General features: G+C 67.3%; 10 protein-coding genes and 1 pseudogene. 1 reads left to right on the top strand and 10 read right to left on the bottom strand.

Translation table 11 applies throughout. The annotated features are described in order from the left end of the window. Positions 1–39 precede the first annotated feature (39 nt). The 5 genes and pseudogenes from HND92_RS11790 to metE form a co-directional block, all read right to left on the bottom strand. A pseudogene (locus HND92_RS11790) lies at positions 40–1,264 on the bottom strand (IS110-like element ISAisp4 family transposase). A 250-nt stretch (positions 1,265–1,514) separates the two neighbouring features. Then, positions 1,515–2,603 (bottom strand): IS5-like element ISDisp1 family transposase, encoded by a 1,089-nt coding sequence (locus HND92_RS11785; protein ID WP_011803559.1) that lies wholly within the window; start codon positions 2,601–2,603, stop codon positions 1,515–1,517. 276 nt (positions 2,604–2,879) lie between these two features. Further along, complete coding sequence (locus HND92_RS11780; protein ID WP_172207155.1) at positions 2,880–3,731, bottom strand: integrase arm-type DNA-binding domain-containing protein; 852 nt, start codon at positions 3,729–3,731, stop codon at positions 2,880–2,882. 272 nt (positions 3,732–4,003) lie between these two features. After that, positions 4,004–4,462, bottom strand: coding sequence for a CopD family protein (locus tag HND92_RS11775; RefSeq protein WP_172207153.1), 459 nt, complete (start codon positions 4,460–4,462; stop codon positions 4,004–4,006). Positions 4,463–4,538: 76 nt separating this feature from the next. Further along, positions 4,539–6,908, bottom strand: coding sequence for a 5-methyltetrahydropteroyltriglutamate--homocysteine S-methyltransferase (metE, locus tag HND92_RS11770; RefSeq protein WP_172207151.1), 2,370 nt, complete (start codon positions 6,906–6,908; stop codon positions 4,539–4,541). 97 nt (positions 6,909–7,005) lie between these two features. Here metE and HND92_RS11765 point away from each other — a divergent pair, with 97 nt between their 5' ends. Beyond that, positions 7,006–7,935, top strand: a complete 930-nt coding sequence (locus tag HND92_RS11765) for a LysR family transcriptional regulator (protein WP_172207149.1) — start codon at positions 7,006–7,008, stop codon at positions 7,933–7,935. Positions 7,936–7,981: 46 nt separating this feature from the next. Here the strand turns inward: HND92_RS11765 and HND92_RS11760 are convergent, their stop codons facing one another. The 5 genes from HND92_RS11760 to HND92_RS11740 all read right to left on the bottom strand — a co-directional run bounded on the left by HND92_RS11760 (position 7,982) and on the right by HND92_RS11740 (position 14,594). Continuing rightward, positions 7,982–8,842 carry an oxaloacetate decarboxylase gene (locus HND92_RS11760; protein WP_172207147.1) on the bottom strand — a complete coding sequence of 287 codons (861 nt, stop codon included), beginning with the start codon at positions 8,840–8,842 and terminating at the stop codon, positions 7,982–7,984. 183 nt (positions 8,843–9,025) lie between these two features. After that, the gene (gene prpF, locus HND92_RS11755) at positions 9,026–10,228 is read right to left on the bottom strand and encodes a 2-methylaconitate cis-trans isomerase PrpF (RefSeq protein ID WP_172207145.1); all 1,203 of its coding nucleotides are present in this window, start codon (positions 10,226–10,228) and stop codon (positions 9,026–9,028) included. A gap of 13 nt (positions 10,229–10,241) precedes the next feature. Beyond that, positions 10,242–12,914 carry a Fe/S-dependent 2-methylisocitrate dehydratase AcnD gene (acnD, locus tag HND92_RS11750; protein WP_172207143.1) on the bottom strand — a complete coding sequence of 891 codons (2,673 nt, stop codon included), beginning with the start codon at positions 12,912–12,914 and terminating at the stop codon, positions 10,242–10,244. A 106-nt stretch (positions 12,915–13,020) separates the two neighbouring features. Continuing rightward, entirely contained in the window at positions 13,021–14,181 is a 1,161-nt protein-coding gene (prpC, locus tag HND92_RS11745; RefSeq protein WP_172207141.1) for a 2-methylcitrate synthase, read from the bottom strand. Then, the gene (locus HND92_RS11740) at positions 14,178–14,594 is read right to left on the bottom strand and encodes an acyl-CoA thioesterase (RefSeq protein WP_172207139.1); all 417 of its coding nucleotides are present in this window, start codon (positions 14,592–14,594) and stop codon (positions 14,178–14,180) included. The genes prpC and HND92_RS11740 overlap by 4 nt, the downstream gene beginning before the upstream one ends. Between the last annotated feature and the right edge of the window lie 95 nt (positions 14,595–14,689).

The following is a 14,689-nucleotide window of genomic DNA, read 5'->3' as shown; positions in this document are numbered from 1 at the left end:
GAGGCTGGCCAAGGCCGATGGTCAGCGGGCAAGCGCGTCTCAGGCGGCAGCGGGCGTGGCGATGAAGCCGTGCTTGCGCAGCATTTTGATCCAGCGCGGCGCGTTGCGCTGAACGTTCAGCGCCTCGTAATCGACCTCCTTGTCCTGGTAGTGGCTTGCGTTGCTGAGCATGGCGTAGATGGTGCGCAGCATCTTGTGGGCCAGCGCCACCACTGACTTCTTGTGGCCCTTTCGGATGGTCAGCGCGTCGAACTTGGCCTTGAGTGCGCAGCGCGTTCGTGCTGCAGCCTGGGCGAACTCGCACAGCAGCCTTCTGACCCAGGCGTTGCCCTTGCGGATGCGCCCGGTTTTGCGCTTGCCCGCGCTCTCGTTGTTGCCTGGGCAGATGCCCACCCAACTGGCCAGGCGCTCTGCACTGCCAAACACGCTCATGTCCGCACCAATCTCCACCAGCAGCATGGCCGCCCCTGCTCGTCGATGCCCGGCAGGGTCTGCAGCAGCCTGAGCTGTGGCTGCCAGGGTTGCAGGCCCTGCAGCAGGTACTGGTCCATGCGGGCGATGCGCTGCTCGATCTGCTCAATGTGCTGCACGATCTCCTGGGCCACAAAGCGGTGCACTGCGCTGAACTGCTCGGTGCTCAGGGCCTCGCACAGTTCTTGCCTGCTCGCTCGCAGCCGCCCCTTGTGGTTCAGCACCTCGTGCATGGGCTGTCCCTCGATCAGGGCTTTGACCATGGCACGCGCGCTCTGTCCGTGGATGTCGGCCACCAGCACGTTGATGCGAATGCCCGCGTCCACCAGCACCTTGTGCAGCCGGTTCTTCTCGGCGCTGCACATGCCCACCAGCTTTTGCCGCTGGCGCGCTACCAGGCGAAGCTGGCGCATCTGCACCGGTGGAATGAACGAGGCGCGCAGCAAACCCGCACGCGCCAGCGTGGCCAGCCACTGTGCATCGGCCATGTCGGTCTTGCGACCGGGCACAGCCTTGACATGCCGCGCGTTGACCACCCAAGCAATAAGGCCCACCGCCTCCAGCGCCGCAAACGGGCTTTTCCAATACACCCCTGTGCTCTCCATCACCACGACCTCAGGGCCATCTCCAGCGCCCACTGCGCCAAGGCGCGGCGGTCGCGTTTGAAGGCGCCGAAGTCTCGCTTGGTGACCTCTACCCGGCCATCGTCATGTTCGACAACGGCGCAGGCCGTGATCTTGGCCTGGTGAACGTCCAGCGCAATGACGCGCTTGTGCATCGGGGTCAAATCCATTGCGGCTCTCCTGCAGCTTGAATGACAATCACAAGCGTGCGGACCAGCCAAGGTGCCGCCGACCAACGGCCTGCCGGGCAAGCCCGGCGGCTCTCTTTAACAGGCCGTTGAAAAAGTGGGCATCGAACGCATCAGGGACGCTGTTTTCGAAGAAACGAGTGGCCCAGACGCGTCTGCGCAGCGATTGCAACGGCCCATCTGGCCGGTTTGCAGGCCCTCCCGCCCATTTCGGGCGCACGTATCCCTGGGCTCACGCATGATGCGCGTCCCACCAGCCGCCGATGCTGCCCATTCGCACAAGGTTGTAGGTGGCAAAGCACAGCAGCGCCTGGCCCGTGAGCTTGGCCTGACCGATCAGCTTGGTCTTTGCCAGACCACCGACGGTCTTGATCCAGCCAAAGGCCTCTTCGATGCGCTTGCGCACCTTCAGGCTGGTCTTGTAGCCCTCGTGCCGTGTCACTCGCGCATCCACCGCCGAGTGTTTGTCCTTGGCCGCCACGTGGGGCGTGACTTTGAGCTTTCTGCAGCCTTTGATGAAGGCCTTGCTGTCGTAGCCCTTGTCGGCACCGACCGTGGCCCGTTTGTTCCTGTTGCCCCGACGCTCCAACATGGCCAGCGCCGCCTCGCGCTCGGCCGTGCCGCTGGCGTGGGTGATCTCGACATCCACGATCAGCCCGTTGCGGTTCTCCATGAGGATGTGCCCCATGTGGCACAGGCGGGATTTGTCGCCCTGGCTCTTCTTGAACAGCCGGGCATCGGCGTCCGTGGTGCTCTCGTGGGTGTCGTTGCAGCGCTCCTGCCCCTTGAAGTCCACCTCGGGGTTGCGCCCAGGCGGCGTGCCGCTGTCGTCGTCTTTGCGCTTGAAGCTCTTGTGCGAGGCCCAGGCGTCAATGAGCGTGCCGTCCACGCTGAAGTGCTCGTCGCTGGCGAGCTTGCCCCACTGGGCACTGAGCTTGACGCGCTCGAAGAAGGCGCGGGCGAGGTCTTCGTTGAACAGACGTTCGCGGTTGGCGCTGAAAGTGGAGTGGTCCCAGACCTTGTCTTCGATGTTCAGGCCCACGAACCAGCGGTACAGCAGGTTGTAGTTGATCGCTTCGACCAACTGGCGCTCGCTGCGGATGGAGAACAGGATCTGCAGCAGCAAGGCCTTGAGCAGCATCTCCGGTGGCACCGATGGGCGGCCACGGCGGGCGTACACCGCTTCGAACTCGCGGTTCATGGTTGCCAGCAGCGCATCAACCACCGCGCGCAACTTGCGCAGCGGGTGTGCCTGCGGCACGCGCTCTTCAAGGCTGATGTAGCTGAACATCGCCCCCTGGAAATCTTGACTGCCTCTCATCGTCCTCGTCTGGGTCGTTCACCGATGGCTTCAGATCGTAGCGGCCAACGCGGGCGTCGGCGGGGGATTTTTCAACGGCCTGTTAATGTGGGCTGTCAGGCGCGCTCTGACCCGGCTGGGTCTGGGCAACGCCCGCAGGCAATCCTGGGTACGAGTGGTCGGCAGCGGGTCAAGTTAGCGATCGCGGTCGAGTGCCATCAAAGAATTGACCGACCTCTACCCGCGCTGGCCCGCACGCCCCCAGTGTCTTCCATCATCCAGGGTGAACCGCAAGGGTCATGACAGTTCGCGGTGCGCTTTCATGCGCTCGGCTGGGACGATCCAAAGGCGGTTGTCCAAGTCCAGTTCGTCCCATGTCATGCCGCGCACTTCGCCCGAACGAGCAGCCGTCAGGATGGTGAATTGCACGGCCAGTGCCCCGATACCAGCTTGAGCACGTAACTCGGCCATGAATGGCTTCATTTCCTGCCAGGGCAGTGCCGGGTGGTGTTTGACCTTGGCCACCTTGGAACGGGCAGGTAAGAGGGAGTCAAGGTGGCCTTTCCAGCGAGCGGGGTTCTCCCCATTGCGATACTTGTGCACAGTGGCCCAGTCGAGGATGGATTCGACGCGGCCCCGCAGGCGAGAAGCGGTTTCTGATTTGATGTGCCAAATAGGCTCAAGCAAGCGCATGACATGCGCCGTCTCAATCAGGCCTACATCCATCTTTCCGATGACGGGACTGGCATAGGTATTCAGGGTGCTGGTCCACTGCTCTGCATGTTTGGCACTTTTCCACCCTGAGCGATGAGATTCGACGTACTGCGTGGCGCACCAGTCAAACGTGACCGCCTTAGCATCTGCCACACGTGCTGCCGCCACGGCTTCTTGCTTGACTTTCATTGGGTCAATGCCCTCGCGCACTTGCTTGCGCCATGCACTGGCTTTTTCACGGGCTTCGACTAGGGAGACATCGGGGTATGGCCCCAGCCCAGTCCAGCGCTCACGGCCATTGAATGCATAGCGCAGAATCCACGACTTGGAACCCCCTTCGGTGACCTTGAGCCACAGGCCTGCACCGTCGCCATGCATACCGGCTTCCTTGAGCTTGGTAGCTTGCAGTTGAGTGAGTTTGTTGGCTTTGACCATGGGCAGAGTTCGACGGAGGTGAGACCCGAATTTTGGTCTCGTTATACGGAAAAGTATACGGAAAAAACGCGAGATTGAGGGAAGTCATTGGAAACAACGTGAGACGATAAAACATCATAAGTTATTGTTTTTATTGGTTTTTTCGTTGATTAATGCGATTTCATGATGTGATGTGAAACGCAGATTCGACTTCCTCCGTTTCCGCCAAATAAAAAACGCGCCTTCACGGCGCGTTTTTTTATGCCGGCGGCGATGTGGTGCCGCCGCGCGTCTCACATCAGCAGCGTCAGCACCACAATCACTACGCCGATGAGCAGGTTCACGCCAACCCAGGTGCGGATGCTTGCCAGCGCCAGGCCGCCTGCCGGCCAGTCGGAGGCGGCGACGGCCTGCTCCAGGCGGCTGAGCAGCGCGAAGTAGATGTGGGCGAAGATGCCCATCATCACGATGCCGAGGGTCGCCATGATGGTCCAGTCCAGCGGCATCGAGAAGGCGCCGCCCGCGCCGATGCTCACCGCGCCGATCATGCCCAGTCCGCTCGTCAGCACGGCCACGATGGCGATGGCGACCGCGCCCAGGAAGCGCTGCAGCACGCCGTGCATCAGCGCCACGCGCTGCGGCGGCTCCAGCATCTGTACGGCGGGGCGCAGGAAGAAATGGGCGAAGACCATGCCGCCGATCCAGACGATGATCGACAGCACGTGGGTGAGCTTGAGGGCGTTATAGAGCATGGCGGCGCATTGTGCCGCCATGCCAGCCGATGCGGGTCATGCACTGACGCGGCGCAGGGTTGATGGTTGCCCGCCGTCAAGCGGAGGCCATGGCGGAGCGCAATGCCCGCGCGGCCTGCACCATGTGGCGCAGCGCGGCCTCGGTCTCGGGCCAGTTGCGGGTCTTGAGGCCGCAGTCAGGATTGACCCAGAGGTTGCGTGCGGGCACCACCTCGGCCGCCTTGCGCAGCAGGCGCGCCATCTCCTGCGGGCCGGGTATGCGTGGTGAATGGATGTCGTAGACGCCGGGGCCGATCTCGTTGGGGTATTTGAAACTGCCGAAGCCACGCAGCAGCTCCATATCGGAGCGGCTGGTCTCGATGGTGATGACGTCGGCGTCCATGGCGGCGATCTCGGGCAGGATGTCGTTGAACTCGCTGTAGCACATGTGGGTGTGGATCTGCGTCGTGTCCTGCACGCCGCAGGCGCTGATGCGGAAGGCCCGCGTGGCCCAGTCCAGGTACGGTTTCCAGCCTGTGCGGCGCAACGGCAGGCCTTCGCGGATGGCGGGCTCGTCGATCTGCACGATGGCGATCCCGGCCGCCTCCAGGTCCGCCACCTCGTCACGAATGGCCCAGGCAATCTGCTCGCAGGTGCGGCTGCGCGGCTGGTCGTCGCGCACGAAGGACCATTGCAGGATGGTCACTGGCCCCGTGAGCATGCCTTTCAGGGGTTTGTCCGTGAGGCTTTGGGCGTAGACGGTCCAGTCGACCGTCATGGCATGCGGGCGGGCCACGTCGCCGTAAAGCACCGGGGGCTTGACGCAGCGCGAGCCGTAGCTCTGCACCCAGCCATTGGCCGTGAAGGCGAAGCCGTCCAGCTGCTCGCCGAAGTACTCCACCATGTCGTTGCGCTCCGCCTCGCCGTGCACCAGCACGTCCAGGCCCAGTTCCTCCTGCTTGCGCACGGCGTGTTCGATCTCGGCGCGCATCTGTGCCTGGTATGCGGCCTCACCCAGTACGCCACGGCGGTGGGCCGCACGTGCTGCGCGGATGGCCGGGGTCTGAGGGAAGGATCCGATGGTGGTGGTGGGCAGCGGCGGCAGACGCAGGCGCGCGCGCTGCGCCTGCTGGCGTATGGGGAAGGGCGAGCGGCGCCGGTCGCAGCCCTCGGGTGCCGCCTCCAGGCGGGCGGCCACGGCGGGGCGGTGCACGCGCGGGCTGGCGCGGCGGCTGGCGATGGCGGCGCGCGCGGCGGCCAGGCGCGGGTCGCTGCCGGCCACGCGGCCGTCCAGCAGGCCGGCGATCAGGGCCACCTCGTCCAGCTTCTCGGTGGCGAAGGCGAGCCAGCCGCGCAGCTCGGGGTCCAGCGCATCCTCGCCCGCCAGGCTGACGGGCACATGCAGCAGCGAGCACGAGGGCGCCACCCACAGCGGTCCGGTGTGTTTGGCGGCCACGGGGCGCAGCAGGGCCAGGGCCGCGTCGGGGTCGGTACGCCAGATGTTGCGACCGTCCACCACGCCCACCGACAGCACCTTGTAGGCCGGCAACCAGTCGGCCACGCCCGTCAGCTCCTGCGGGGCGCGCACGGCGTCCACGTGCAGGCCGGCCACGGGCAACTGGCAGGCCAGGCGCAGATGGTTCTCCAGGGGCGAGAAGTAGGTGGCCAGCAGCACCTGTGGGCCGGCCTTGCCGAGCTGCCAGTACGCGGGCTCGAAGGCCTGCGTCCAGCTGGCAGGCAGGTCCAGGCCCAGGATGGGCTCGTCGATCTGCACCCACTCCACGCCCTCGGCCTTCAGGCGCGCGAGTATCTGCGCGTACACGGGCAGCAGGCGGTCCAGCAGGTCCAACCGGTCGAATGGGGCTTCGCCTTTCTCCTTGGACAGCCAGAGGAAAGTGAGCGGCCCCACAAGCTGCGCCTTTACGCGGTGGCCCAGCGCCTGGGCTTCGGCCACTTCGGCGAACAGGCGCTCGCTGCCCAGGCGGAACGCAGTGTCGGCGTGCAGTTCGGGCACGAGGTAGTGGTAGTTGGTGTCGAACCACTTCGTCATCTCCAGCGCGGGCTGGCCTTCGCCGGGATGCGGCGCGTGCGCACAGCCTGCGCCGCAGGTGCCACCGGGGGCGTGGTCGCCATGGCCCGACAGCGTCTGCACGCCCCGCGCCATGGCGAAGTAGCGTGCCAGCTCCGGCGTGCCGGGGGTGAAGCCAAACCGCGGGCTTTCGCAACCCAGCAGTTGGATGTGGTGGGCCATGTGGTCGTAGTAGGCGAAGTCGCCCACGGTCGCGAAGGCCAGGCCTGCGTCGCGCTGGGCCCGCCAGTGGCGTGCGCGCAGTTGGGCGCCCACGGCTTCGAGCGCGGCGGCGTCGATCTCGCCGCGCCAATGGCGCTCCAGCGCCAGTTTCAGTTCGCGCTGCGCGCCCATGCGGGGAAAGCCCAGCGTATGGGTGAGGATGGGGGAAGCGGCCATGGTGCGGAAGTCCTTGTGCAAGAGAAAACCGCGATGGTCGGCTAAGCGTGTTTATGATTCAAACGAAAGTTTTGTCTTGTCGGCTTGAATATTTCTAATGATGCAATCCATCCTGGAGATCCGCCATCTGCGCACGCTGCAGGCCCTGCGTGATAGCGGCAGCCTGGTGCGGGCGGCGCAGCTGCTCAACCTCACGCAATCGGCGCTGTCGCACCAAATCAAGCTGCTGGAGGACCGCTACGGCACGCCGCTGTTCGAGCGCAAGTCCGTGCCGCCGCAGTTCAGCGCCACCGGCGCGCGGCTGCTGCAACTGGCCGACGCCGTGCTGCCGCAGGTGGAAACGGCTGAGCGTGACGTGGCGCGCCTGTCCCAAGGGGAGGGTGGGCAGATGCGCATCGCCGTGGAATGCCATACCTGTTTCGACTGGCTGATGCCCGCCATGGACGCCTTCCGCGCACGCTGGCCCGAGGTGGAACTGGACATCGTGAGCGGCTTCCACGCCGACCCCGTGGGCCTGCTGCACCAGGGCCGGGCGGACCTGGCCATCGTCTCCGAGCTGGACGCCGGGGAGGCGGGCGCCGTGGACTACCACCCCCTGTTCGGCTTCGAGATCCGCGCGTTGCTGGCCCAGGGCCACCCGTTGCTGGACAAGCCCTTTCTGCAGGCCCAGGACTTCGCGGACCAGACCCTCATCACCTATCCGGTACCCGACGAGATGCTGGACCTCGTGCGCCAGGTGCTGGAGCCCGCCGGCGTGCGCCCGCCCCGGCGCACCACCGAGCTGACGGTGGCCATGCTGCAGCTCGTGGCCAGCGGCCGGGGCGTGGCCGCACTGCCACTGTGGGCGGTGCAAGGCTACCTGGACCGGGGCTACGTGGCCGCGCGCCCCATCGGCGCGCGGGGCCTGCGCGGCGAACTGCACGCGGCCTGCCTGCCGCAGCTCTCGCCCAGGCCCTTCCTGCAGGACTTCGTGCGGGTGACGCGCGAGACGAGTTTCGTCACGCTCAAGGGGGTGGAGTTGCTGTAGTTTTGATAGCTGCTCGCGCTTGTCAGGTAAGCGCTAGCGCCTGATTTCATGCGTATTTCTTTTCGAGCGCATCCCAGAATGGTTTGCCCACCAGCCGCTGGCGTTCGGCGAACGGGGCGACCAGCGTGGGGTCTTCGCGCACCTCGCGCGCGTCGCGCAACTGGGCCAGCACTTTTTGCATGCCGGCCACGGCGCCTTGCAGCGCGGCGTTGGCGTACAGCACGAAGCCGTAGCCCAGGCGACCCAGTTCGTCGGCACCCACGATGGGCGTCTTGCCGCCGATCACCATGTTCATGAGCTGGGGCACTTGCAGGCGCTGGGGCAGGGCGCGCACCTCGTCGGCGGTGGTGACGGCCTCGACGAAGAGGATGTCGGCGCCCGCCTCGGCGTACGCCTGCGCGCGCTCCACGGCGGCGTCGAAGCCCTGCACGGCGGCGGCGTCGGTGCGCGCCATGACCAGCAGGCCGTCGCGCCGCGCATCCACAGCGGCGCGGATCTTGCTCACCATCTCGCTGGTCTCGATCACGGCCTTGCCGCTGAAGTGGCCGCAGCGCTTGGGGCTCACCTGGTCTTCGAGCTGGATGCAGTCGGCGCCGGCGCGCTCCAGCGTGCGCACGGCGTGGTAGGTGTTGAGGGCGTTGCCGAAGCCCGTGTCCGCGTCCACGATCAGCGGCAGCTCCACCGCGTCGCGGATGCGGGCCGTGTGGTCGGCGATATCGGTCAGGCCCATGAAGCCCTGGTCGGGCAGGCCGAACCCCATGTTGGTGACGCCCGCGCCGGTGACGTAGAGGGCCTCGTAGCCCAGATCTTCGATGACCTTGGCCGACAGTGCGTTGAACGCGCCCGGCACGATGACGCCGCGCCGGGCTTCGGCCAGGGCCTTGAGTTGATGCTTGGTGGACTGCATGGCTGTTTCCTTCAGGGAGGGTGCTCTGCGCGCGCATGGAACGCATTGCTGAAATCGGGTGCGCCCCCGGCCGGGGCTAGCGGCCGCGGCGCGGGGGCCTGTGCCGGCCGCGCCGCGCTGCCGCGCTGGCGGCGTCCCCCATGCCGCGCGAAGCGTGGGAGAAGGGGGACATGACGAAGTTGCTCACGGGGTTGGCGGCACTCTCACCCAGCCTTCCATCAGGGTGCGGGCGCTGCGGCTCATGAGGGCCTTGGTGACGCGCCACTGGCCGTTCACCAGCGCGGCCTCGGCCCCCACGCGCAGCGTGCCCGAGGGGTGGCCGAACCGCACCGATCCCGGCACGGCGGTGCGCGGGCCCCCGCTGGCCGCCTGGTGGACCAACGTGCCGGGGACGGCGGCAGCGGCGCCGATGGCCACTGCCGCCGTGCCCATCATGGCGTGGTGCAGCTTGCCCATGGACAGTGCGCGCACCAGCAGGTCGATGTCGGCCGCGCGCACCGCCTTGCCGCTGGAGGCGACGTAGTCCGCCGGCGGCGCGACGAAGGCGAGTTTGGGTGTGTGCTGGCGCGTGGCGGCCTCTGCCACGTCGTGGACCAGGCCCATCTTGACTGCGCCCCAGGCGCGGATGGCCTCGAAGCGGGCCAGGGCCGCGACATCGCCATTGATCGCGTCCTGCAGCTCGGTGCCGGTGCAGCCGACGTCCCTGGCGTTCAGGAAGATGGTCGGGATGCCCGCGTTGATGAGCGTGGCCTGCAAGCGGCCCACGCCTGGCACGTCCAGCGTATCAACCAGCTGGCCGGTGGGGAACAGGGCACTGCCGCCGCCTTCGCCTCCTTCACCGCCATCGGCCGGGTCAAGGAATTCGAGCAACACCTCGGCGGCGGGGAAGGCCACGCCGTCCAGCGCAAAGTCGCCCGTCTCCTGCACCTGGCCACCTGCGACGGGTACGTGGGCGACGATGGTCTTGCCGATGTTGGCCTGCCAGATGCGCACGGTGCACACGCCGTCGTGCGGAATGCGCCCGGGCGCGACCAGGCCGCTGGCGATGGCGAACGGCCCCACGGCGGCCGACAGGTTGCCGCAGTTGCCGCTCCAGTCCACGAAGGGGCTGTCGATGGCGACCTGGCCGAACAGATAGTCCACGTCATGCCCGGGCCGGGTGGAGGGCGAGACGATCACCGCCTTGGACGTGGACGAGGTGGCGCCGCCCATGCCGTCGATCTGTTTGCCGTAGGGGTCGGGGCTGCCGATCACGCGCAGCAGCAGCGCGTCGCGCGCTGCGCCGGGCTGCTGCGCCGCCGCGGGCAAATCTTGCAGGCGAAAGAACACGCCTTTGCTGGTGCCGCCGCGCAGGTAGGTGGCGGGGATCCTGATCTGTGGTGCCATGTTTGCTCTTGTTTTAATAGCTGGTTGCGCTTTTCAGACGGGCGCTGGAAGCTGATTGGGCCAGAAAGTCCTGGGCGAAGCGCTGCAGCACGCCCCCCGCTTCGTAGACCGAGACTTCCTCGGCAGTGTCGAGCCGGCAGGTGACGGGCACCTGCTGCGTCTCGCCCTGCGCGCGGCGGATGGCAAGGATGACGGTGGCGCGCGGCGTGAGGGCGCCGGCCACGTCGTAGGTTTCGGTGCCGTCCAACTGCAGCGTGTGGCGGTTGGTGCCGGGCAGGAACTCCAGCGGCAGCACCCCCATGCCGATGAGGTTGGTGCGGTGGATGCGCTCGAAGCCCTCGGCCACCACCGCCTCCACCCCAGCCAGCCGCACGCCCTTGGCGGCCCAGTCGCGGCTCGATCCCTGGCCGTAGTCGGCCCCGGCAATGATGACCAGTGGCTGGCGGCGGTGCAGGTAGGTCTCGATGGCCTCCCACATGCGCGTCACGCGGCCCTCGGGCTCGATGCGGGCGAGCGAGCCCTTTTGCACCTGGCCGTTCACCACCGCCATCTCGTTGACGAGTTGCGGGTTGGCGAACGTGGCGCGCATGGCCGTGAGGTGGTCGCCCCGGTGCGTGGCGTAGGAGTTGAAGTCCTCCTCGGGCACGCCCATGCGGGCCAGGTATTCGCCCGCCGCGCTGGCGGGCAGGATGGCGTTGGACGGCGAGAGGTGATCGGTGGTGATGTTGTCGCCCAGCAGCGCCAGCGGGCGCATGCCCTGGAGGGTGCGCGGGTAGGCGGCCAGCGCGCCCACGCCTTCGGCGTCCCAGTAGGGCGGGCGGCGGATGTAGGTGGACTGCGGGCGCCAGTCGTACTGCGGCGCGGCGCGCTCGCCATCGCCCTTGCGCAGGGCGAACATGGGTTGGTACACGGCGCGGAACTGTGCGGGCTTCACGGCGCTGGCGACGATGGCGTCGATCTCCTCGTCGCTGGGCCACAGGTCGTTCAGGCGGATTTCGCGGCCCTCCACCACGGCCAGCACGTCGCGCTCGATGTCAAAGCGCACCGTGCCCGCGATCGCGTAGGCCACCACCAGCGGCGGCGATGCCAGGAAGGCTTGGCTCGCATAGGGGTGGATGCGCCCGTCGAAGTTGCGGTTGCCCGAGAGCACGGCGGTGGCGTAGAGCTTGCGGTCAAGGATCTCCTGCTGGATGCGCGGGTCCAGCGCGCCGCTCATGCCGTTGCAGGTGGTGCAGGCAAAGCCCACGATGCCAAAGCCCAGCGCCTGCAGATCAGAGAGCAGGCCGGCCTCCTGCAGGTACAGCTCCACCGCCTTGGAGCCGGGCGCGAGCGAGGTCTTGACCCAGGGCTTGCGCCGCAGGCCCAGGCGGCGGGCGTTGCGCGCCAGCAGGCCGGCGGCGATCACGTTGCGCGGGTTGCTGGTGTTGGTGCAACTGGTGATGGCGGCGATGACGACGGCACCGTCGGGCAGCAGGCCCCTGGCTTCCTCGGCGCGGGCCCTCTCCAGCATGCTGGCGTCGGCAATGCCGCGCTCCACCAGCGCGGTGGTGGGCAGGCGCCGGTGCGGGTTGCTGGGACCGGCCATGTTGCGCACCACGCTGGACAGGTCGAAGTGCAGCGTGCGCTCGTACCGCACCTCGCGCAGGGTATCGGCCCACAGACCGGCGGCGCGGGCGTAGGTCTCCACCAGCCGCACCTGGTCTTGCGCGCGGTCCGTCAGGCGCAGGTAATCGGTGGTCTGCGCGTCGATGTAGAACAGCGCGGCGGTGGCGCCGTATTCGGGGCACATGTTGCTGATGGTGGCGCGGTCGCCGATCGAGAGGCTGTCCGCGCCCTCGCCGAAGAATTCCACATAGGCGCCCACCACCTTTTGCTGGCGCAGGAACTCGGTCAGCGCCAGCGCGATGTCGGTCGCGGTAATTCCCGGCTGGCGTTTGCCGCGCAGTTGCACGCCTACGATGTCGGGCAGGCGCATCCAGCTGGCGCGGCCCAGCATCACGGCCTCGGCCTCCAGCCCGCCCACGCCCACGGCGATCACGCCCAGCGCGTCCACATGGGGGGTGTGGCTGTCGGTGCCCACGCAGGTGTCGGGAAAGGCGACCTTGCCCTGTCCATCGTCCTGCACGTGCACGACGGGCGACATTTTTTCCAGATTGATCTGGTGCATGATCCCGTTGCCCGCCGGGATGACCTGCACGTTGGCGAAGGCCTTCTTCGTCCACTCGATGAAGTGAAAGCGGTCCTCATTGCGGCGGTCCTCGATGGCGCGGTTCTTGGTGAACGCCTCGGGGTCGAAGCCGCCGCACTCCACGGCCAGCGAGTGGTCCACGATGAGCTGTACCGGCACCACCGGGTTCACGGCGGCGGGGTCGCCGCCCTGCTGGGCGATGGCGTCGCGCAGGCCCGCCAGATCGACCAGTGCGGTCTGGCCCAGGATGTCGTGGCACACCACGCGCACGGGGTACCAGGGAAAGTCCAGGTCGCGCCGGCGTTCGATCAACTGGCGCAGGTAGTCCGGCAACTGCGCCGGGTCGGCGCGGCGCACCAGGTTCTCGGCGTGCACGCGGGCGGTGTAGGGCAGCGTGGCCCAGGCGCCGGGGCTGAGCTGCTCGACGGCCTCGCGCGCGTCGTAGAACTGCAGCGCCGTGCCGGGCAGGGGTTTGCGGTGGGCGGTGTTCGTGGTCATCGTAGTGCTCTTGTTGTGATAGCTGCTGGCGCTTGCCTGTCAACAGATTTCATGCAAAAAGTGCTGGGAATCCAGTAACGGCAAGCGCTGCCAGCTATGGTTTTTGTCAAACGCGTTCCTCGATGGGCACGAACTTCTGGTCGTCGGGGCCGGTGTAGTGGGCGCTGGGGCGGATGATCTTGTTGTCCGCGCGCTGCTCGATCACGTGCGCCGCCCAGCCGCTGGTGCGGGCGATGACGAACAGCGGCGTGAACATGGCGGTGGGCACCTGCATCATGTGGTAGCTCACGGCGCTGAACCAGTCCAGGTTGGGGAACATCTGCTTTTCCTGCCACATCACGCGCTCCAGCCGCTCGGCGATGTCGTACATCTTGGTCGAGCCGGCGGCATCCGACAGGCGCTTGGCCACGGCCTTGATAACCCCGTTGCGCGGGTCGCTCACGGTGTAGACCGGGTGGCCGAAGCCGATCACCACCTCCTTGGCCTGCACGCGGCGGCGGATGTCGGCCTCGGCCGCGTCGGGCGTGTCGTAGCGCTTCTGGATCTCGAAGGCCACTTCGTTCGCGCCGCCGTGCTTGGGCCCGCGCAACGCCCCGATGGCGCCGGCGATGCAGGAATACAGGTCGCTGCCCGTGCCGGCGATCACGCGCGCGGCGAAGGTGCTGGCGTTGAACTCGTGCTCGGCGTACAGGTTCAGCGACGTGTGCATGGCGCGCACCCAGCCGTCCGAGGGCTTGTCGCCGTGCAGCAGGTGCAGGAAATGCCCGCCGATGGAGTCGTCCTGTGTCTCCACCGCGATGCGCCGGCCCGAGTTGCTGAAGTGGTACCAGTACAGCAGCATGCTGCCCAGCGATGCCAGCAGCCGGTCCGCGATGTCGCGGCTGCCGGCCAGGTTGTGGTCGTCTTTCTCGGGCAGGGCGCAGCCCAGGGCGGATACGCCGGTGCGCATCACGTCCATGGGGTGGCTGGCCGCGGGCAGTTGCTCCAGAGCGGCCTTCACGCAGCCGGGCAGGCCGCGCAGCGCACGCAGCCGGGCCTTGTAGGCGCGCAGTTCGGCGCGCGTGGGCAGCTTGCCGTGCACCAGCAGGTGGGCGATCTCCTCGAACTCGCAGACCTCGGCGATGTCCAGGATGTCGTAGCCGCGGTAGTGCAGATCGTTGCCGCTCCTGCCCACGGTGCACAGCGCGGTGTTGCCGGCGGCCACGCCCGAGAGGGCGACGGATTTCTTGGCCCGCGGGAGGGCGGTTGCGGTGTCGGTGGTGCTCATGGAGTCTCCTGTCGGAAGGGGTGTGGCGGGGTGTTCAGGTAGGTATGCGCGATGGCTGTGGGCCGCCCGTGGGCGTTCACGGCCACCATCTCGAAGACGCCCTGCAGGGCCAGCTCGTCGGGGCAGCCCGGTGCCTGGGCCAGGCCGTGCACGCACACGGTGAGCGAGCTGCGCCCCACGCGGCTGACCCAGGCGCGCAGCGCCAGCGCCCGCCCCACGGGCACGGGGGCGCAGAACTGCACGCCGGTGACGGCGGCCATCACCACGTCGCAGCCGGCGGCGGCGCGCGCGGCCAGGAAGGCGGCGCGCGCCATGCGCTCCAGCCCCTGGCCGGCGAACAGCGTGCCGTGGTGGTTGGCATGGGCGGGGAAGACCATGTCGCGGGTTTCGAGGGTGCCTGTGGGGCTTGTCATGCTTCGTAATCTACGCACAATGGATGCCCCCCGTAAGCCCTGAATTGGCGAACGATTGCGAAGTTTTGCGGGGTGTTTTGCAAAGTTTGCGAAAG

Origin of the sequence: Diaphorobacter sp. JS3050 (genome assembly GCF_013154915.1) — a bacterium.
GTDB classification, from domain to species: Bacteria; Pseudomonadota; Gammaproteobacteria; order Burkholderiales; family Burkholderiaceae_C; genus Diaphorobacter; species Diaphorobacter nitroreducens.
This window is presented reverse-complemented; position numbering and strand designations above follow the sequence as displayed.